We start from the raw sequence: 19,013 nt of genomic DNA, 5'->3' as shown, positions 1-19,013 counted from the left end.
CTTGAACCACGAGAGGAAAGAGCTAGACGCCGATCACGCCGCATAGTTCCTTCACCGCATCAACGCTCTTCTTCAACGCCGCGTCTTCTTCGGCAGTGAGCTTGATTTCGATGATCTGCTCCAGACCGGCAGCGCCCAGCTTGCAGGGAACGCCGACGAAGTAGCCGTCGATGCCGTACTCACCTTGCAGGTGTACTGCGCACGGCACGATCTTCTTTTTGTCTTTGAGGATAGCTTCAACCATCTCAACAGCAGCCGCTGACGGAGCATAGTAAGCACTGCCCGTCTTGAGATGCTTTACGATTTCAGCACCGCCGTCGCGGGTACGTTGCACGATGGCATCGAGACGATCCTTCGGAATCAATTCTGTGATCGGAATGCCGGCAACAGTTGAGTAGCGCGGCAGCGGAACCATCGTATCTCCGTGACCGCCGAGAACAAAGGCCGTTACGTTTTCTACGCTGACATTGAGCTCTTGCGCGATGAATGTGCGGAAGCGCGCAGAGTCGAGGATCCCGGCCATGCCAATAACTCGCTCACGGTTGAAGCCGGACTGCTTGAATGCAGCCTGAGCCATCGCGTCCAGAGGATTGGAGACGATAATCAGGATGGATTCAGGCGATTGGGCAACCACTTTCGAAACAACATCCGACATGATTTTGTAGTTGGTGTGCAGCAGGTCGTCGCGGCTCATACCCGGCTTGCGTGGGATGCCTGCAGTGATGACCACGATGTCCGAGTTAGCGGTCGCGGCGTAGTCATTCGCGCCAATCACCTGTACATCGCGCTTCTCGATCGGCATTGCTTCCAGCAAATCCAGAGCCTTGCCCTGGGGTATGCCTTCGGCGATATCGATCAGCACAACATCGGCGAGCTCCTTGGCCGCGATCCAATGTGCTGCAGTGGCGCCTACATTTCCGGCGCCGACAATACTAACTTTCTTCCGCATAATTCTCCTCTGTGCGCTTCACGCGCAAGTTACATCCAGTTACAGTGGACCAGGTTACATATTGGCTATCATTGCGCTTGCAAATGCACTGGTGCCGACCTTGGTGGAGCCTTCGAGCTGGCGGGCAAAGTCATAGGTGACCGTCTTTTGAACGATGGTCTTTTCGAGTGAGCTTTCGATCAGGGCAGCAGCTTCTTTCCAGCCCAGGAACTCAAGCAGCATCACGCCGGAAAGAATCACCGATCCGGGATTGATCATGTCCTTGTCCGCATACTTGGGAGCAGTCCCGTGGGTTGCTTCGAAGACTGCATAGCCGTCACCGATGTTCGCTCCGGGAGCGATGCCCAGGCCGCCGACCTGTGCAGCGGCAGCGTCAGAAATATAGTCGCCGTTGAGGTTTGAAGTTGCGAGAACGCTATAGTCCTCGGGGCGAATAATGATCTGCTGGAAGATGGAGTCAGCTATGCGGTCGTTGACGAGAATCTTCGACTTCCACTTGCCGCCGCCGTGGGTTGCGCCGATGGAGTCGAGGACGCCCTTGACTTCGCTGTAGAGGTCGTTGCGGAAGGCTTCTGTGCCGAACTCGAGGCCGGGCTCGATCAGGGCAGCATTCTCTTCAATGGTGATCGACGGGTTTGCTTCGACATTGCCGAGAATCCAGCTTTCGCGCTCGGTTACGGTCTGATCGCGGAACTCCTCAACGGCAACTTCATAGCCCCATTCGCGGAATGCGCCTTCAGTGAACTTCTGAATATTGCCCTTGTGTACGAGTGTGACCGTCTTGCGGCCCGCGGCCAGCGCGCCATTGATTGCAGCGCGTACCAGGCGCTTGGTTCCGAAGATCGAGATTGGCTTGATGCCTACGCCGGAGTCGGCGCGAACCTGCTTTTTGCCGCCGCCATTTTCCTTTTTCTGGAGCAGATCCTTGTTCAGGAAGTCGATCAGCGTGGCAGCGTCTGCGGAGCCCTGCTTGAACTCGATGCCCGAGTAAACGTCCTCGGTGTTTTCGCGATAGAGCAGGATGTCGAGCTTCTCGGGGTGCTTTACGGGCGAAGGCACACCTGAGTAATACTTGACCGGCCGAACGCACGAATAAAGATCCAGGATCTGGCGAAGCGCAACGTTGAGGGAGCGAATACCGCCGCCAACCGGGGTTGTCAGCGGTCCTTTGATAGAAACGCGCAGATCGCGGGCAGCATTGACGCTGTCATCCGGGAGCCACGTCTGGAACTGGCGATATGCTTTTTCGCCGGCGTAAATTTCAAACCATTTGATGGAGCGCTTGCCGCCATAGGCCTTTTCGACTGCCGCATCAAATACTCGCTGCGAAGCCTTCCAGATGTCGCGGCCGGTTCCGTCGCCTTCGATAAACGGGATAATGGGGTTGTCGGGGACTGTAAATTGCCCATTTTTGTATTCAATCGGCGAGCCATCCGCCGGTAATGCCAATCCGTTATAGCTGCTCTGCATTGATTTCCCGTTTCCTTTCGACGATTCAGATTAGGGTTCGGCTCTTTGTTGCGACAATACACGATCCACGAGCCGAAACTAGAGGCTAACACCCTGAATTTGTAGGTGGCAATTCGGGTGAGAGAGACTTGTTCGCCGGGCGGGAATTATTGAACGAAAATCGTGGGTAGGTTTCAGATTTGTTACATGAATTGGGTGTGGGGGTTGTTCTTTTGTTTGGAGGGGGAGAAGTGGATTCTCTTTGGGAATGACAGATGGAACGGCAAGGGCAAGGACAAAAGAAGAAGCAGATTCCCTTCGGGAATGACAGACAGAACGGCAACTGCAAGGGCAAGAGCAAGGGCAACTGCAACTGCAAGGGCAACGGCAAGGGCAACTGCAACTGCGAGGGCGAAGGCAACGGCTAGGAGCGAGGGCTGAGACAACGTTCTGAACTTTGATGCTTTATGCAAACTCGTCGGCTACTGAAGGGTAAGGTGGTTCGCTTTGCAGGCTCTTTGCTTTGCATTTCCTGCATCTGGTAGCATTCTGAATAATGGCCGAGACAGTATGGAATATCCCTCGTCGTATCCCGTACCTTGACGGATTACGTGCCTTTTCCATTGCGACTGTAGTTCTTGGTCACTGCAAACTCTTCATCCCATGGTTTCAAACCAGGGCGGCTATTCCTGTTGATTTGATTGCAAATGGGCGCCTCGGTGTGCGCGTCTTCTTTGTTATCAGCGGATTTTTAATTACGACATTGTTGCTGAAAGAAATGGAGAAAACCGGGAAAATTTCGCTCTCTGGATTTTATGAGCGACGTATCGCCCGCATTTTTCCTGCTTTTTATACGTACATCATTACAATCGCTGTTCTGGCGTTCTTTCATGTTCTCGATATCCGCTGGCAGGACTTAGTTACAGGGGCTACTTTCACCTGGAATTATGGGTCGCTTTGGAATGCAGGGACAACTGCTTCCGGGCAGGTTATGGGCCATTTATGGACTATTTCTCTAGAGGAGCAGTTCTATCTGCTCTGGCCGGCGTGCCTGATTCTTCTCGGAAAACGCTGGGCCGCGCGTTTCGCAGTTGCTTGTGTATGCCTTTTACCCCTTGTCCGGCTGGCTTCGTACTTCCTGATTCCATCTACGCGCGGCCAGATTATGGGCATGTTCCATACCGGCGCGGACACCATTTTGTGGGGCGTGGTTGGGGCGTTTGCATGGCAGCGCGGCGCTGTCGATCGTATCTCAAGGTTGAAATACCGGGCTGCACTTCCGTGGCTTAGCGCACTGGTTGCCTTTGGTCTCTGCCCTCTGCTGGAGGCCAGGATTCGCGGGGCAAACGTGGTGATTACGCCCTCGTTGGAATGCGCTTCCGTGATGCTCTTCATTTTCTGGCTGATTTCCGGTTCAGGCGGCGTTGTGCGGAAGGCTCTCGATTCCTGGCCACTCGTGCAATTGGGTTTGCTCTCGTATAGCCTCTATCTATGGCAGGAACTCTTTATCCTGTGTGAGCGCCTCTACTTCATCCCATTGGCTGTCCGGGTTTTATGCGCATTGGTTGCGGCATTTGTCAGCTACCGATTTATAGAAATCCCTTTGCGTAACCGCATCCGTCTGTGGTTCTCGCAGTCGCAGCCCGCGCACTGAGCCAGGGCAATTTCTCCTACGGCAAGCCGGTTTATAAATGCTGGGTTAAGCCTTCGTTGTATGCATCCAAACTCGAGTTCATTAATCCAATAATGAGATAAACTCAGAGGTCGGAACATACGAGCAGTCGCGTTCCAGCCTTGCAGCGTCAGGAGAAATACAGAAGATGTCTCATCCAGTCAAGCCGAACTCGCGTAAGTATAAAGTCGGACTCATTCAAATGCGTATGACGCCGGATCCGGAAGCCAATCTGGAGTCGGCATTGAAGTTCGTTCGCGAGGCCGCGCAACGGGGTGCGAACGTGATCTGCCTGCCGGAGCTTTTTCAGGCGCAATACTTTTGCCAGCGTGAAGATACGCAGTTGTTCGATCTGGCTGAGCCAATTCCCGGGCCGACGACGGCGCGTATCGCAGAGGTTGCTCGTGAGACGCGGACTGTGGTGATTGCTTCGCTTTTTGAGCGTCGCGCTGCGGGGCTGTATCACAATACTGCTGTAACTTTTCATACCGACGGATCTGTCGCCAGCGTCTATCGCAAGATGCACATTCCAGACGATCCCTTGTATTACGAGAAGTATTACTTCACCCCGGGCGATCGTGGTTTTCAGGCTGTGGACACGGCTTTTGGCAATATCGGTACGCTGGTTTGCTGGGATCAATGGTATCCCGAGGGAGCGCGTCTTACGGCGCTGCAGGGCGCGGAAGCGCTGTTTTACCCGACGGCAATCGGCTGGCATCCGGCGGAGAAAGAAGAGTTTGGCACGGCGCAGTATGACGCGTGGCAGACGATTCAGCGCTCGCATGCCATCGCCAATGGAGTGTACGTGGCCGGCATCAATCGTGTGGGACACGAACAAGGGGATATCCGCGGTAATCGTGCCGATGGGCAGGGGATCGAATTCTGGGGCGGATCTTTTCTGGCCGATCCGTTTGGCCGCATCATCGCCAAAGCATCCCATGACAGCGAAGAGATTCTGATCGGCGAGATCGATCCGGGGCTGCTCGAAGATACGCGCCGCAACTGGCCGTTCCTGCGGGATCGCCGCATCGATGCCTATGGAAAGATCAATCAGCGTTTTCTTGACGCAGGATCCTCTCTGCCGGAGCTGAAGTAGCCGTGGCGAAGAAGATCACACCGGGTATCACGGCAGATAAAGTCGCGATGAATACCGTAGATACTGGTAAAAAGCTTCCGCGCGAACTTGGCTTTCGCATGCCTGCCGAATGGGAGCAGCACGACGGCACCTGGCTGGCATGGCCGCATAATGCCAGCGACTGGCCGGGTAAATTTGCGGCGATTCCGTGGATTTATGCAGAGATCATCCGCCTGCTTGCGGCGCATGAAACGGTCAATGTACTCGTCGATACGGAAGCGCAGCAGCAGCGAGCGACGAGCATTCTGCGCCGCAATGGGGCGAATCTGGATCGCATCGTCTTCCATCTCTGGCCGACGGATCGCGTGTGGCTACGTGATTCGGGTCCGATTTTTGTGAAGAACGACGCAGGCCAGACGGCTATCACCAACTGGAAATTCAATGCCTGGGCCAAGTACGACGATTGGAAGCTGGACGATCAGATTCCTGCTCGCGCAGCGAAACTGCTTCGATTGCCGCAATGGCAGCCATCGGTCGCGCTGCCCAATGGCAAGGCGCATCGGCTGGTGCTGGAAGGCGGCAGTATAGATGTCAACGGCAAGGGAACGCTCATTACGACAGAAGAGTGCCTGCTGAGCCCCATCCAGCAGCGCAATCCGGGAGTCAGCCGCGAGCAGTTGGATGCGGCTTTCCATGACTATCTCGGAATCGACCAGGTGCTTTGGTTGAATCGCGGTGCGGCTGGTGATGACACGCATGGACACGTGGACGACATCACGCGTTTTGTGGCGCCGGAGACGATTGTCACCGCTGTTGAACCGGATGTCTCCGACGACAACTATGCTCCTCTTGCTGAAAATCTTGCCCGTCTCAAGGCTGCGCGTACGCCCGGCGGCAAGCAGTTTACGCTGGTGGAGCTACCGATGCCGCGTCCGGTTGTCTTTCGCGGACAGCGTCTGCCTGCAAGCTACGCAAATTTCTATATTGCGAACGGCATCGTGCTTGTGCCCACGTTTCACGACCCCAAGGATCGCGTCGCGCTCAACATCCTGGCCGAGCTTTTTCCTGACCGCGAGGTCGTCGGTATTCACTGCGTAGATTTTATCTGGGGGCTGGGCGCGCTGCACTGTATGACACAGCAGCAGCCTGCTGCCGTTTCGGCATGATGAGCGATGCTCTAAACTCATAGTAGAGACACTCGCTCCCTCCGAATGACTGACCTGGACTATCTTCAACTCGCGCTCGACGAAGCCATTGCTGCCGGACAGGCTGGCGAAGTGCCTGTCGGCGCGATTATTGTGCATAAGAATGCGGTGCTGGTGCGTGCGCAAAATCGCGTGCTGCGCGACAACGACCCCACCGGCCACGCTGAGGTTGTCGCTCTGCGCGCGGCAGGGCAGACGCTGGGAAACCATCGACTCAACGGCTGCACCATGTTTGTGACGCTTGAGCCGTGTTCCATGTGCGCGGGAGCCCTGGTACATGCGCGGCTGGATCGTGTTGTCTACGCGACTGCCGATCCCAAGGCGGGAGCTGCCGGATCGGTGCTTTCGGTGATAAACCATCCTCGATTGAACCACCAGATGCAGTTGGATTCCGGCCTGCTGGCGGCTGAGTCTGCGGAGTTGCTGCGGGCTTTTTTTCGAGAGCGGCGCAAGGGCGGTGGTGAGATGAATACCGAAATTAAGAGCGAGATCGGCAGCGAAATCAGCAACGAGTAAGTTCGGTAATCATCTCGGATTGTTCCGGCCATTTGGCGGCCAGCTCGGCACAGGTGCCGCCGATGTAGTCCGCGAAGTCGAAGCCTGGAGTTACTGAGCAGCCGAGCAACGCTGCTTTGCCGTCACCGATGAGGCGCATGCCTTGCCAGACTCCGGCGGGTACGAGTAACTGCACATGCTGTCCGGCGGCGAGGTCCTGGCCGAGGATGACCAATTCCGTGTGCCCATCGGGCCAGAGCTGGAGCATTTCTACCGGGTCGCCGAGGTAGAAGTGGAAGAGTTCATCGGACGAGAGTACGTGCATTTCGGAGAATGTGTCCGGTTCAAGCAGGTAGTAAATGGCTGTTCCGGCAGCCCGGGTGCCTCGTTCTAATTCGACATTGAGCTTTGATACGTAAGTCCGGCGGAAGTAGCCGCCCTCGACAGGGTGCGCTTCCAGCCCTAAAATCATCTTGATTTCGTTTGCCGTCATGTACCCATCCTAATGCTCTTAAATGGCTGCCCAAAAGGCTGTACTGAGGCTAAAATGGCTCACATGGATGTTCTGATGTATTCCGCTCCCTGGTGCCGCGACTGCCGCGAGACCAAGCGCTATCTCGATTCGCATGGCATTGCCTTCACCGAAATTGATATCGAAACTGTGCCTGGAGCTTCTGACGAAGTGCTGCGTCGCGTCGGTAAACGAGCCATTCCGCAGCTTGTTCTCGACGGGGAGTGGTTCCAGCCTTACAAACCGGGCCGGGGCATTCTGTATGACGAGCTCGACGAAAAGTTTGGAATCAAAACGAGGCTGTAGTCTGTCGCCCATTGCCTCGTCTCCTGTGGTGATAAAGCCGCTACAATAGAGGGTTGCCGCGCTATTTCGCGAACCTTCGGCAGCAGGAGGCATTCCCCTTGATCGATCGCTATACCCTGCCCGCGATGGGCCGCATCTGGACCGAAGAAAATAAATATAGCTGCTGGCTCCAGGTGGAGTCGGCTGCCAGCACCATCCTGGCTGAAGACGGGGTGATTCCCCCTGCGGCCGCTGAAGCGATTGCAGCCAAGGCGAGCTTCGATGTGGGGCGCATTCAGGCCATTGAGGCCGAGGTGAAGCATGATGTCATCGCCTTCACGACCGCCGTTTCCGAATCGCTCAAGGCGCAGGGGCTGGATGCTGAATCGCGCTGGCTGCACTATGGACTTACCTCGAACGACATTGTGGACACCGCCCAGGCGCTCCAGATAAAAGAGGCGTCGAGCCTGATTCGCACCGCGCTGGTTGAGTTTATTGCCGTGCTGAAAAAGCGGGCAATCGAGTTCAAGCACACGCCGACGATTGGCCGTACACACGGCATCCATGCTGAGCCGACGACCTTTGGATTGAAAATTCTGAACTGGTTTGCCGAGATGGAGCGCAATCTTGTTCGCTTCGATGCGGCAGCCGAAGATATGCGCGTCGGCAAGCTATCAGGCGCGGTGGGCACGTTTGGACATTTGAAGCCGGAGCATGAAGAGCGCATCTGCGCACGTCTCGGACTGAAGCCTGCTCCTGTGGCTACGCAGGTGATTCAGCGGGATCGTCACGCGGCGTATATCTCGGTCCTGGCGCTGATTGGTTCCACGCTGGATAAGATTGCTGTCGAAGTTCGCCATCTGCAGCGCACCGAGGTGCGTGAGGCGCAGGAGTATTTCAGCGAGAAGCAGAAGGGTTCTTCTGCGATGCCGCACAAGAAAAACCCCATCACTTCGGAGCAGATCAGCGGTCTCGCCCGCGTGCTGCGCAGCAATGCGCAGGCGGCATTCGAGAATATTGCCCTGTGGCATGAGCGGGATATTTCTCACTCTTCTGTCGAGCGCGTGATCTTTCCTGATTCGACGATTCTGACGCACTATTTGCTGGCGAAGACGACCAATCTGATCGACAAGCTGCTGGTCTATCCGGCGCGGATGCAGCGCAATCTTGAGAGCACTGGCGGGCTTATCTTCAGCGGGCAATTACTGCTCGATCTGTCTGAGGCCGGCATGATGCGCGAGGATGCGTACAGGCTTGTTCAGAGCCACGCGATGCGCTCGTGGAAGGAAGATCTTGTCTTTCGCGACGAAGTAGCTCGCGACCCGGAGATTGCTTCTTTACTGGCGGCTGATCAGTTAGCCGAAACATTTGATATGACCCGCCAGTTAGGCAATGTCGATGCGATCTTCACACGCGTGCTGGGCGAGTAATGTTCGGGTTCGAGCATATCTGTCCAGCATCTACGATGGGAGTCTAAGCAGTGGAAACCGTCAATTTAATCGTGGCGATAACTGGTGCGTCGGGATCTGTATTTGGCCGCGAACTGTTAGTCGCGCTGGAGGCGGATGAGCGCGTGGGACGCGTGCATTTTGTTGCTTCAGAGAACTCTCTGCGCGTGATGGCAGAGGAGCTTGGACTAAGTGGGCGTAATAACTTAGTTGAGAAACTTCTGGGCTGCGCATCGAGTAAGACGGTTCAACTTTCCGAGCAGGATATCGGCGCGCCCATCGCCAGTGGAAGTTATCCATCCAACGGCATGATTGTGCTGCCATGCAGCATGGGAACACTGGCGAGCATTGCCAATGGCATGGCTGAAACACTCATTGCCCGTGCCGCCGACGTCACTCTCAAAGAGCGCCGGCCCCTGATTCTATGCGTGCGCGAGACGCCGTTCAGTCGAATCCATCTGCGCAACATGCAGTTAGCTTCGGATGCAGGAGCGGTGATCTTTCCGGTGATTCCTGCCTTCTATAACAAGCCGATTGATTCAACAGAAATGGCGCGCCAGTTTGTCTATCGGGTGCTTGCTCACATCGGACTTCCGCAGAAGGATGCTTATATCTGGAAGTCCGGCGAGTAAGGAATTGTTATCGCTGTTATTGGCCGCTCATAACACTCTCGCCCGGCGATAACTCTGTAGTAGCCTGCAGAAATGCGGCCATCTCCGGACCGAAGCGATCGGCGCACTCTTCCGGCGCGAGATGCCCGCAATCTCTTGCTACCGACAGCCGTGAGTGTGAAATCAGCGCGTGGATAGCGCGGCCTTCGCTGAGCGGCGTGATCTGGTCCTGATCTCCCCAAAGAATCAACACCGGCATCTGGAGTGACGGCAACTGTGCATCCATGACATCTTTTGCGGTCAGCATGGAAGCCATCGCGCGTTCGATAACCCAGCGGTGTTTATGCGAAACACGCAGTATGTCCGCGACCAGGAACTCCGGTATGCGCGGCGGATGGGGCATCAGAAGCGCGTCGAGTTGTTCGAGGTCTTCTCTCGAATTTGGCGTGAAGAGCCTGGTGTCCCAGGATGGCGGCATCGACAATCCGGCACTGTCCATCAACACCAACCGGCGGACTCTTTCCGGATGATCGACCGCGACTTTTTGCGCGATCCACCCACCCATCGACCAGCCTACGAGGTCGGTCTGCTTGAGCCCCATGGCGTCAATGAATCGGACGACGACCCGGGCCTGTTCCGCGATGGAGTAGCTGGCGTTAGGAGGCTCCTCGGACTGACCGAATCCCAGCAGATCGGGTGTGTAAACGCGGTATCCGGCACGAATCAGATAGGGCAGCAGGTTGCCCCAGTCCTCCGCGCGGCCGCCCAATCCATGAACGAGCACAACGGGTGGTCCCCAGACAGGCCCGCGAACGTAGTAATGAATGCGATGGCCACCGATCAGAACTTCGTGATCGGTGACGCCTTCAACCTTCAATCGAATTCTCTGGATTTTGTTAAAGACCCACAGCGGCTGAAGGTAAAGTGTCGTTGCGGAGACGAGGACCAGCAGTATGGTCGCAGCCACTAATCCCCAGAACAGACTTCCTCTACGCCGATTCGCCACTCGCATACGCCATCTTCCAGCCATTTTCTATTACTTTGACTGTGATGGATTCCAAGCCATAAAGGTTGGTTCTATTCCATTCTGCTCTATCTGCCCAGCTTATTTCAGCCGCGTCATCACCGGCTTTGGCTTCTCCGCCAACGATGCGGCAGAGATAGTCCACGATGACGTAATGGAAGCGAACGCGCCCGCCCTGGGCTGATTCGTCGGTATAGATACGGTCGACAACTTCGATGATGGCGACAGGTTCCACGATGAGGCCGGATTCTTCTGCAATCTCGCGCTTGAGGGCGTCGGTGAGAGATTCCCCCAGTTCGACCAGCCCGCCGGGAATGGACCACAATCCTTTGCGAGGCTCGGTGCCGCGACGGATCAGCAGGACACGGCCTTCGAAGTCGAAAACAACGCCGCCTACGCCTACCAGCGGGGTGGCTGGATATTCTCTTTGCGTCAAGCGGCTGCTCCTGTCGCGGCGTGTCTTGAAGTTCGCTGCGAGCTAAGGAATGTCATGCATTGGAATTTCGATGGCGTACGTGCGCTTGCCGTCTTTTTCCGCATAGGCCCATAGCCCCTGGAAGTTTGCGCGCAACTCCGGGTACGTGTGCAGCAGGCCGCTCATAACTCCAAGCGCTTCAGCGCGCGACGCCGTTGGATCGGTGAGGCCGGTGCTCTCATAGGTGAGGCCGAGGTCTGGCTGGTGGAGTGTGGTGTCGAGGCGAAGCCCGGTTATCTTCCAGCTTTTGCCCGCGTCCGACGCTGCTGTGGATGCAACGGTGAGAGGCAGGCTGTCAGAGGGAGCCGTCATCTGCAACTGCTCTGTGTTCAGCTTGTCGAGGTTTGGCGAAGAGAGAAAATCCACAGGCAGCAGCAGCCAGCGCGCCACGTCGTAGTCGAACCACGCAGCCCAGGTGTGCTTGGCTTTCATTTCTTCGCGGGCATGGCTCCAGTACCAGACGCCGTCATGGCCACCGAGGGCGCCTTCGCGAACAAACAATCCGCCGAGCTTCCACTTGGTGTCAAATCCAAGGATCATGCCCAGTTGGCCGGTCAGCGGATTGCCGGTGAAGTCGCCGAGCACCAACGCGTATTTCCCCGGCGGCAAGGCGTGCAGGTTCACCGTTACGGTCATGGAATTGTCCGTATTGGTGCAAAAAAACTGCGCGTCGGCCGGGGCTTTCATGTCTGTCGCGTCCAGCAGATAGCCGTTGCGCCATTGCAGTTGCCCACCTTGCAGGAGCGATTTTGCCGACTCTGCCACACCGCGCAGGCTTTCCCAATCGCCGGTGACACTGGGCAGCAGGGAAGACTGCAGCAGGTCCATATTCTGGCTTGCGACTGCGGCTGCCAGAGGATTGGCCGCTGCCAGCAGGGCGTCGCGGTCTGCGGGGGACAACTCGGCCTGAGTGGTGCAGCTCAGGGCTGCGGCCTGTAAAGGCGCAAACAGTAGGGCCAGCGTGAATAGTCCAATGCTGGCTGTTGCTGCGGCGCGAACGCTGCTAAATCGTGTCCGAATTCCATTTTGAAACAAGCCTTGCGGCGATTCTGGTGCCAACGCTGCTACTCCCCGCGCTGCTCTCGATGAGCGTTCGCGAAACATTGTTAGTCTAGTACAGTGAGTGGTACGGCTGCGTCTGCCCGGCAAGTTGCGGCGAGATGCTGCCTTGATTGGACTCAGTCCGGAGAGAAGCGGTAGATGGCGTTCGGTTTCAGTTCAGCATCGGGTTTTCGGCAATGCGGAATGGCGATTGCGGCCGCGAGCGTGTTTTTTTGCGCTGCAAGCCTGCTTGCCCAGGGCACTCCAGCGCCGAATACAGCTGCATCCGGCAAAGCTCCGACGGTGCAGGCTCCTGCGACTGTGAAGCATGTCAGTAAGAAACACAAGAAAAAGCCCGATCCCGCGCCTCCAGTGGTAGCTTTTCAGCCTCCACCTCCGCCACCGCCGCCGAACTGGCCAGCGAATAATCAGCCTCAACCTGCTGCCGTGGGCTGGGATGGCCGTGTGCTCAGTGTGACGGCTACAAACTCCAGCCTGCTGCAGATTCTTCGCGACATCTCTACGGCCACGGGCGTTCAGATGGATGGCATGTCCAAGGATCAGCGCGTTTTTGGTAATTATGGACCGGCGCCAGCCCGGGATGTGCTTGAAAAGCTGCTGGATGGCTCCGGTTACAACGTAATCATGATCGGCGATAAAGGCCAGGGAGAGCCTCGCGAGCTTGTTCTGACTGCGAAGGGAAACCTTCCGGCGGGCAATCCGTCGCAGGCACAGGCTCCGCAGCAAGGCAACGATGAAGAAGCGCCTGAGGATCCGGAGCCGCCGGAGCAGCCCGGGGATCAGCCGCCAAATCGGCGACCTTTTACAACACCCCCGCAACAGCCTGGCTCGGGCCGTACTCCTCAACAGGTCATGGAAGAGATGCAGCAGCGGCAGCAGCAACTGCAACAGCAGTTGCAGAATAACGGTCAGCCGGGCCAGCCTGCGACGCCCCCTGCGACCCCTCCCAACGAATAACGGAGGCTTTCGGCTGGATGTAGCCGGAGCGTCGATAATAAAGTTGTGACTTTGACGATTATCCGGGGTTGGATTTTCCTTGTTCTGGCCTCATTGCTGGCCCTCGGCTGGCTCTGGAAGACCATCCAATGGATGCTTCACTTTTCTGAACTGGACAATCTCAATCTCATTCCACCTGATTCGCTGCCCGTTTTGGCAAATCCCGTTCTGACAAGTCCGGCTCTGACAAGTCCAATACTGAAAGACATTGAAGCTCCCCACCTCACGGTCGTTGTGCCTGCCTGCAACGAGGAGGCTTCAATTGAGGCCACGCTGCGCTCGCTGCTGGCTTCCGAGGGGGTTCGGCTGCAGATCATCGCGGTGAACGATCGTTCGACGGATAGCACCGGCGCAATCATCTCTCGGATTGAGGCTGAGGTTGGCTCCGGAACCGGAGGGCACACGCTTCAGGCATTGCATATCCAGGTGCTTCCCGAGGGCTGGCTGGGTAAGCCACATGCGCTTGCCTGTGCCGCTGAGCTTGCCCGGGCGGACTGGATTCTCTTCACTGACGGCGACGTGTTTTTCGCTCCACAGACGATGACTCTGGCGCTGCGTTATGCACTCGGCAGGCCGTCCGATCATCTGGGTTCAGACCATCTGGTTCTGATGCCGGAGTTCGTCATGAAGACTGTTGGCGAGGCGGCCATGTTTGGAGCTATCTATGCTCTCTCCATATGGACGGTGCGGCTGTGGCGTGTGGCCGATCCGAAGGCCCGTGATTTTATTGGCGTTGGAGCCTTCAATCTTGTGCGTCGAAGTACCTATGAGGCCTTGGGTGGGTTTGGCGCGTTGCATATGGAGGTGCTCGAAGACCTGTGCTTTGGCTGGAAGCTGAAACATGCAGGCTATCGCCAGCGAGTCGTGCTCGGCCCCGGACTGGCCTCAGTCCGCTGGTCTCATGGAGCATGGGGCGTGGTGCGCAACGTCGAAAAAAATATGTTTGCCCTGTACCGGTACAAGGTGCCGGTTACGCTTCTCGCATGCCTGGGATTTGCCATCCAGATCGTGTTACCCATCGCGGCGATTATCGCGGGAGGATGGGCCAGAGTTGCGGGCATTGCGACCTATCTTGCGATTACGGCGCTGTATTCCGCCAGTCGCAAATACACGCGCGTTCCGCCTGCTTATGTGCTGCTTTATCCGCTGGCGGCGAGCCTACTTCTCTTTGCCATGTTGCGCTCCATGATCCTGGCGCTGGTGCGTGGCGGAGTTATCTGGCGTGGCACGCTCTATCCCTTGAAGAATCTTCGCGCCCACGCCGGCAAATTCTGGTAAAGATTTTTTAAAACGGCTATTTTTCCTTCGCTGCGGGCAGCGATTCCTTGTCTGAAGTATCCATGAAGCTGCGGTGCCGCCCGGAGCTGCGCAGGTTCGGGTCCTTGACGGGCATCTGGTCCGACTGTCCGTTGAACCCTCGCAACAATTTCGGGTTGGGCCTGAACTTCTCCGGCCCACCGGAGAACTGGCGCGCATGACTCAGTACGATGCCCATCCGTCCGTGCAGAGGCCGAATGGTGCCGCGTATCGCCACCTCCTGCCCGCGATACTGGCTCAGTTCGCCAACATCGTTGCGATCGTCGCGCAGGCTGAGAATGACGAAGCGGCAGTCCTTATCGGCTAACTCGGTTGAGCAGACATCGAGAAAGCGGGTGCCGTCGGCCGACTCCACAACGTTGTAGACGTGCGCACTCACGCAGATATCCTTGTTGGGCTGCTGGGCCGCTTCCGCGGTCGTCACACAGGCCTTCGGCGCATCCCTGTGCCCGAGGGCGTGGCCGGGCAGAAAGGTAAAGAGAGCGAAGGCAGTGGACAGCACGGCAGTGGGCAGTACGGCAAGCGCCAGCCCACGCAATCTGCGAAGTGGCATTGGATAACCCCATCATCTGGTGCGGATAATCATCTGGTGCGGATAGTTGCAAGAAGCGTAACCCGAAATCGCCAGAGATACAAATACGCAGCCTGGAAGGGAGTCTGCAAAGAAGATCCACGACACTTGAATGAGGCTGGCGCTATACTCTTCCTGCGCTTGGTAAATCGATCAAGTAAAGGTCAAACCACAGCAGCCAGATATTGAAGCAGGTTCGAAGTGATGAAATGTATTTCCTCGCTCCACGTTCTCTTGCCCATCGCTGTGATTGCGCTTGCTACGTCCGTTCAGGCCCAGCATGAGGACAGCATTCAAAAGCTGCAACTGGATCTGCATGGCAGCACATTGGTCCTTGAACCGTATGCGCCGAATATCATTCGCGTCACGCTCAGCCTGCAAAAAGAGCACGCCGTTGCCGGCCCCGGCTACGGATTCATCGCTACTCCTGCCGCAGATGGATGGAAGCATACCGAGGCTGCCGATGGCGAGACCTACCAGTCCTCGCAGCTCGTGGTGAAGCTTCCTGCAGGCAAGCCGTGGAAGCCTATCCAGACGCAGATGGACATTGGAAAATTTTTCAATGGCTCGACGCCGGGGGCGCACATTGTCTTCAGCACTCCTGAGGGCAAGACGCTGCTCGATATGAATGGCTGGTCGCAGTCTGTGCCCAACTACAAAGACGGCAACCAGCAGATCCTGAACGACCGCCGTCCCACGGACTCGGAGTTCTTCCAGGTGGGCGCGTCCTTTCACTCTCCGGACGATGAACATTACTACGGGCTGGGGCAGAATCAGGAAGGCTTCCTCGATCATCGCGGCCATGTGGTTCCATGCTGGCATGACTACAACGCCGCAGCCGGTCCGAGTGTCTGCGTGCCGTTTCTGGTGACCAACAAGGGCTACGGCCTGGTGTGGGACAATCCTTCGCGCACCACCATCCGGCCTGGATTTAACGAGCAGACAACGTGGACATCCGAAGTCGGCGACCGGGTTTCTTTCTTCGTGATTTCCGGCAGGACGACAGACGAAATCTACGCAGGCTACCGGCTGCTTACCGGGCCAACGCCTCTGCTGCCCAAGGCGGCTTACGGATACATCCAATGCAAGCAGCGCTATCGTTCACAGGCCGAAGTGCTGGCCGTCGCCAAGGGATATCGCGACCGCCATCTGCCCGTGGATGTGATGGTTGTCGACTGGTTCTACTACACGAAGATGGGGCAGATGGACTTCGATCCCGCGCTCTGGCCCGATCCTGTCGCGATGAACAAGCAATTGCATGAGATGGGTTTTCAGACAATGATCAGCGTCTGGCCGCGTTATGTGCCCGGTTCGCGCTTCTACGATCTCATTCTCAAGAATGGCTGGTTTGAACATCTCGCAGACGGCACGCCTACCAATGGATTGCCCTATGATCGCGCTGGTTCCGATATCGATACCACGAATCCTGAGGCGGCAAAGTGGTATTGGGGAGCGATCCGCGACAACATTTTGAGCAAGGGATTTGACTCCATCTGGCTGGACGAAACAGAGCCTGATCTGCCGCCCAATGGCAGCTACCTGCATGTTGGGCCGGGGACGCAGTATTTCAATATCTATCCGTTGTTTCACACGGCTTCGCTGTATGACGGATTCCGTCGCGATCTGCCGCAGAAGCGAGCGCTTAGTCTTTCGCGAGACGCGTATCTCGGAGTGCAGCGCAATGGGGATATCGTCTGGTCATCTGACATTCACGACACCTGGGACACGCTTAAGCGGCAGATCCCTACCGGGTTGGACTTCACCGCGTCCGGCATTGCCAACTGGAGCAACGATACCGGAGGCTGGCAGTATCTGCCCGCCGAGCATCATCCTGTGCACCCGCCGCTGCTTGATCCTTCAGACGCCCGCGACAATGTCGGCGGTTACGACGATTATCCCGAGTTGTACACGCGCTGGTTTGAGTACGCAACATTCCTGCCGATCATGCGCGCACACGGCAGCCGTCTTACGAACGAGGTCTGGTCCTACGGCAAGCAGGCTGAGCCGATCCTGGAGAAATACCTGAAGCTTCGATACCAGATTTTGCCTTACCTTTACTCGGCGGAATACAAGACCTGGAAGACCGGCGCACCCATCATGCGCGCTCTTTTCATGGATTTTCCCAACGACCCTAACGTTGCCGATCTGCGGGATGAATACATGCTGGGCCCGTCTTTTCTCGTTGCTCCTATCTCGGATCAGGGCGCAACCAGCCGCAAGGTCTATCTGCCGGAGAGCTCGGACTGGTTCAACTACTGGACCAACGAGCGCGTGAAGGGCGGTCAGACAATCACCGTAAACGCGCCGATCGACACGCTGCCGCTTTTCGTCCGCGCCGGTTCGATCCTGCCGATTGGCCAGCCGATCGAAAATACCACCCAGGCACAGAAGATTGCCCGAGTACGCATCTATCCCGGATCGGATGCCGACTTTACTCTCTACGACGACGATGGCACCAGCTACGACTACGAGAAGGGCAAGAGCCGTATTACGCAGATTCACTGGGACGACTCGACAAAGAAGCTGACGCATACGGGCGATTCAGCATGGCCGGATTCCGATTCGTCCGTTATTGAGGTCATTCAACATTAGTTCGTCGATGAAGCGGGTGTAGCGTCAACTACTTTTAGCGGGACTCGTCTAATCAGCAGACCTAATCGGGAGACAAGGCGCCGCACGCCTGCGCAGCCTGCCAAAACTGACTATGAACAGAACTCAAGCAGCACTTTTCGGCTCTTTCATTCTCGTCTCTTTCACTGGCAGCCTGGCTATCGCCGGGCTGGCGCAGGACGCTTCAAAGTCAGCATCGGACAATGCGCCGGTGACCACCCTGAAGGCACAGGTGCATGAAGTTCTGCTGCCGGTCACGGTTCGCGATAAGAGCGGCAAGATTGTCTCCACGCTTACGCAGGCGGACTTTACTCTTCAAGAAGATGGGCGTCCACAGGTAATCAAAAGCTTTAACCATCAGACGAACCTGCCGTACCGCCTGGGGCTGTTGATCGACACCAGCCGCAGCGAGGAAAACGCGCTTCCGGGCGAGCGCTCTGCCAGCGGAAAATTCATCGACCAGATGCTCTCCCAGCCGGCGGACAAGGCGTTTCTGCTGCACTTTGATCATGAAGTGGAGCTATTGCAGGACTTCACTTCTTCCAAAGAGAAGCTCCATCATGAGCTGGACGAGATGACGAGTTCTTCGGGCGGTGGGGCAAGTAGCGGATCGGGAAGCGGCGACAGCGGCAACAGTTCAGGCGAGCGCGGTGGTGGCCGTCGCGGCGGAACACAGTTGTATGACGCCATCTATCTCGCGTCCACCGAACTGATGCAGCCGCAGCCTGGACGCAAGGCGCTGATCGTGTTTTCGGACGGCGCGGATCGCGGCAGCAAGGAATCTCTGAACTCGGCTATCGATGCAGCGGAGAAAGCGAATCTCTCCATCTATACCGTTTATTTTAAAGGCGAAGAAGAGCATCACAGCATGAATCCCATGGGCGGGCATCGCGGTGGCATGGGTGGCGGCGGTTATCCCGGTGGAGGTGGCTATCCGGGCGGCGGTGGTGGTTACCCTGGCGGTCGCGGGGGCCAGCGCCCCTCCGAATCCGAACCGAAGATCGACGGCAAAAAAATCATGGAACAGATTGCCAGTCGTACCGGCGGCCGATTCTTTGAGGCGAAAAAGAAGGACAGCTTCGATGAGGTATATGCCCAGATCAGTGATGAACTTCGCGGGCAATATCTGTTGAGCTACACGCCTGACAAGCCTGCCAGCAAGGACGATTCCGACGGCTTTCACAAAATCGCATTGAAAGCCAAGGACGAGAAGCTGACCGTTGTCACGCGCGAGGGTTATTTTTCACAGGATTAGCCG

The 19,013-nt window shown here is 56.7% G+C and carries 19 protein-coding genes; 12 read left to right on the top strand and 7 right to left on the bottom strand.

Translation table 11 applies throughout. From position 1 onward, the window contains the following. Nucleotides 1-22: 22 nt before the first annotated feature. Together mdh and OHL19_RS18810 are read right to left on the bottom strand one after the other, a co-directional pair. Nucleotides 23-949, bottom strand: coding sequence for a malate dehydrogenase (gene mdh, locus OHL19_RS18815; RefSeq protein ID WP_263359369.1), 927 nt, complete (start codon nucleotides 947-949; stop codon nucleotides 23-25). Between the two features lie 54 nt (nucleotides 950-1,003). Further along, a complete protein-coding gene (locus OHL19_RS18810) occupies nucleotides 1,004-2,419 on the bottom strand; it encodes an NADP-dependent isocitrate dehydrogenase (protein WP_263359368.1) in 1,416 nt (471 codons plus the stop codon). Between the two features lie 254 nt (nucleotides 2,420-2,673). Here OHL19_RS18810 and OHL19_RS18805 point away from each other — a divergent pair, with 254 nt between their 5' ends. The 5 genes from OHL19_RS18805 to tadA all read left to right on the top strand — a co-directional run bounded on the left by OHL19_RS18805 (nucleotide 2,674) and on the right by tadA (nucleotide 6,866). After that, nucleotides 2,674-2,826 carry a hypothetical protein gene (locus OHL19_RS18805; RefSeq protein ID WP_263359367.1) on the top strand — a complete coding sequence of 51 codons (153 nt, stop codon included), beginning with the start codon at nucleotides 2,674-2,676 and terminating at the stop codon, nucleotides 2,824-2,826. A 128-nt stretch (nucleotides 2,827-2,954) separates the two neighbouring features. After that, nucleotides 2,955-4,052, top strand: coding sequence for an acyltransferase family protein (locus tag OHL19_RS18800; protein ID WP_263359366.1), 1,098 nt, complete (start codon nucleotides 2,955-2,957; stop codon nucleotides 4,050-4,052). Nucleotides 4,053-4,218: 166 nt separating this feature from the next. Beyond that, on the top strand, nucleotides 4,219-5,166 hold the full coding sequence (locus OHL19_RS18795) for a carbon-nitrogen hydrolase (RefSeq protein WP_263359365.1): 948 nt from the start codon (nucleotides 4,219-4,221) through the stop codon (nucleotides 5,164-5,166). A gap of 47 nt (nucleotides 5,167-5,213) precedes the next feature. After that, a complete protein-coding gene (locus OHL19_RS18790; protein WP_263359532.1) occupies nucleotides 5,214-6,311 on the top strand; it encodes an agmatine deiminase family protein in 1,098 nt (365 codons plus the stop codon). Between the two features lie 45 nt (nucleotides 6,312-6,356). Then, complete coding sequence (tadA, locus tag OHL19_RS18785) at nucleotides 6,357-6,866, top strand: tRNA adenosine(34) deaminase TadA (protein ID WP_263359364.1); 510 nt, start codon at nucleotides 6,357-6,359, stop codon at nucleotides 6,864-6,866. Here the strand turns inward: tadA and OHL19_RS18780 are convergent. Then, a complete protein-coding gene (locus OHL19_RS18780) occupies nucleotides 6,853-7,338 on the bottom strand; it encodes a cupin domain-containing protein (RefSeq protein WP_263359363.1) in 486 nt (161 codons plus the stop codon). The genes tadA and OHL19_RS18780 overlap by 14 nt on opposite strands. A gap of 54 nt (nucleotides 7,339-7,392) precedes the next feature. Here OHL19_RS18780 and OHL19_RS18775 point away from each other — a divergent pair, with 54 nt between their 5' ends. From OHL19_RS18775 to OHL19_RS18765, 3 genes are all read left to right on the top strand, one after another. Further along, nucleotides 7,393-7,662 carry a glutaredoxin family protein gene (locus tag OHL19_RS18775; RefSeq protein ID WP_317890595.1) on the top strand — a complete coding sequence of 90 codons (270 nt, stop codon included), beginning with the start codon at nucleotides 7,393-7,395 and terminating at the stop codon, nucleotides 7,660-7,662. A 98-nt stretch (nucleotides 7,663-7,760) separates the two neighbouring features. Beyond that, a complete protein-coding gene (gene purB / locus OHL19_RS18770) occupies nucleotides 7,761-9,071 on the top strand; it encodes an adenylosuccinate lyase (RefSeq protein ID WP_263359362.1) in 1,311 nt (436 codons plus the stop codon). Between the two features lie 50 nt (nucleotides 9,072-9,121). Next, the gene (locus OHL19_RS18765; RefSeq protein WP_263359361.1) at nucleotides 9,122-9,721 is read left to right on the top strand and encodes a UbiX family flavin prenyltransferase; all 600 of its coding nucleotides are present in this window, start codon (nucleotides 9,122-9,124) and stop codon (nucleotides 9,719-9,721) included. 16 nt (nucleotides 9,722-9,737) lie between these two features. Here OHL19_RS18765 and OHL19_RS18760 read toward each other — a convergent pair whose 3' ends face one another. Genes OHL19_RS18760 through OHL19_RS18750 form a run of 3 tightly spaced genes read right to left on the bottom strand, consistent with a single transcriptional unit; the run spans nucleotide 9,738 to nucleotide 12,258 of the window. Beyond that, on the bottom strand, nucleotides 9,738-10,712 hold the full coding sequence (locus tag OHL19_RS18760) for an alpha/beta fold hydrolase (protein WP_263359360.1): 975 nt from the start codon (nucleotides 10,710-10,712) through the stop codon (nucleotides 9,738-9,740). Beyond that, a complete protein-coding gene (locus OHL19_RS18755) occupies nucleotides 10,690-11,160 on the bottom strand; it encodes an NUDIX hydrolase (RefSeq protein ID WP_263359359.1) in 471 nt (156 codons plus the stop codon). Before OHL19_RS18755 ends, OHL19_RS18760 begins: the two co-directional genes overlap by 23 nt. A gap of 42 nt (nucleotides 11,161-11,202) precedes the next feature. Continuing rightward, nucleotides 11,203-12,258: a hypothetical protein gene (locus OHL19_RS18750; RefSeq protein ID WP_263359358.1), complete on the bottom strand. Its 1,056-nt coding sequence runs from the start codon at nucleotides 12,256-12,258 to the stop codon at nucleotides 11,203-11,205. Between the two features lie 141 nt (nucleotides 12,259-12,399). Between OHL19_RS18750 and OHL19_RS18745 the strand changes: the two genes are divergently transcribed. Beyond that, nucleotides 12,400-13,218, top strand: a complete 819-nt coding sequence (locus OHL19_RS18745; RefSeq protein ID WP_263359357.1) for a hypothetical protein — start codon at nucleotides 12,400-12,402, stop codon at nucleotides 13,216-13,218. 45 nt (nucleotides 13,219-13,263) lie between these two features. After that, nucleotides 13,264-14,535 (top strand): glycosyltransferase, encoded by a 1,272-nt coding sequence (locus tag OHL19_RS18740; RefSeq protein WP_263359356.1) that lies wholly within the window; start codon nucleotides 13,264-13,266, stop codon nucleotides 14,533-14,535. 16 nt (nucleotides 14,536-14,551) lie between these two features. Here OHL19_RS18740 and OHL19_RS18735 read toward each other — a convergent pair whose 3' ends face one another. Beyond that, nucleotides 14,552-15,127 (bottom strand): hypothetical protein, encoded by a 576-nt coding sequence (locus OHL19_RS18735; RefSeq protein WP_263359355.1) that lies wholly within the window; start codon nucleotides 15,125-15,127, stop codon nucleotides 14,552-14,554. Between the two features lie 222 nt (nucleotides 15,128-15,349). On the opposite strand from OHL19_RS18735, the gene OHL19_RS18730 reads away from it, so the two are divergent. Both OHL19_RS18730 and OHL19_RS18725 read left to right on the top strand, forming a co-directional pair. Continuing rightward, a complete protein-coding gene (locus tag OHL19_RS18730) occupies nucleotides 15,350-17,737 on the top strand; it encodes a glycoside hydrolase family 31 protein (protein ID WP_263359354.1) in 2,388 nt (795 codons plus the stop codon). A gap of 112 nt (nucleotides 17,738-17,849) precedes the next feature. Beyond that, on the top strand, nucleotides 17,850-19,010 hold the full coding sequence (locus OHL19_RS18725) for a VWA domain-containing protein (protein WP_263359353.1): 1,161 nt from the start codon (nucleotides 17,850-17,852) through the stop codon (nucleotides 19,008-19,010). Nucleotides 19,011-19,013 lie beyond the last annotated feature (3 nt).

Origin of the sequence: Acidicapsa ligni (assembly GCF_025685655.1) — a bacterium.
GTDB classification, from domain to species: Bacteria; Acidobacteriota; Terriglobia; order Terriglobales; family Acidobacteriaceae; genus Acidicapsa; species Acidicapsa ligni.
Note: the sequence above shows the minus strand (reverse complement) of the source record. Positions and strands in the feature narration are given on the sequence as shown.

Coding starts and splice junctions, on each gene's coding strand:
- OHL19_RS18725 (WP_263359353.1), top strand. CDS start 17,850: ATGAACAGAACTCAAGCAGCACTTTTCGGCTCTTTCATTCTCGTCTCT.
- OHL19_RS18735 (WP_263359355.1), bottom strand. CDS start 15,127: ATGCCACTTCGCAGATTGCGTGGGCTGGCGCTTGCCGTACTGCCCACT.
- OHL19_RS18810 (WP_263359368.1), bottom strand. CDS start 2,419: ATGCAGAGCAGCTATAACGGATTGGCATTACCGGCGGATGGCTCGCCG.
- OHL19_RS18780 (WP_263359363.1), bottom strand. CDS start 7,338: ATGACGGCAAACGAAATCAAGATGATTTTAGGGCTGGAAGCGCACCCT.
- OHL19_RS18745 (WP_263359357.1), top strand. CDS start 12,400: ATGGCGTTCGGTTTCAGTTCAGCATCGGGTTTTCGGCAATGCGGAATG.
- OHL19_RS18760 (WP_263359360.1), bottom strand. CDS start 10,712: ATGCGAGTGGCGAATCGGCGTAGAGGAAGTCTGTTCTGGGGATTAGTG.
- mdh (WP_263359369.1), bottom strand. CDS start 949: ATGCGGAAGAAAGTTAGTATTGTCGGCGCCGGAAATGTAGGCGCCACT.
- OHL19_RS18790 (WP_263359532.1), top strand. CDS start 5,214: ATGAATACCGTAGATACTGGTAAAAAGCTTCCGCGCGAACTTGGCTTT.
- OHL19_RS18775 (WP_317890595.1), top strand. CDS start 7,393: ATGGCTCACATGGATGTTCTGATGTATTCCGCTCCCTGGTGCCGCGAC.
- OHL19_RS18800 (WP_263359366.1), top strand. CDS start 2,955: ATGGCCGAGACAGTATGGAATATCCCTCGTCGTATCCCGTACCTTGAC.
- tadA (WP_263359364.1), top strand. CDS start 6,357: ATGACTGACCTGGACTATCTTCAACTCGCGCTCGACGAAGCCATTGCT.
- OHL19_RS18795 (WP_263359365.1), top strand. CDS start 4,219: ATGTCTCATCCAGTCAAGCCGAACTCGCGTAAGTATAAAGTCGGACTC.
- OHL19_RS18805 (WP_263359367.1), top strand. CDS start 2,674: ATGGAACGGCAAGGGCAAGGACAAAAGAAGAAGCAGATTCCCTTCGGG.
- OHL19_RS18730 (WP_263359354.1), top strand. CDS start 15,350: ATGAAATGTATTTCCTCGCTCCACGTTCTCTTGCCCATCGCTGTGATT.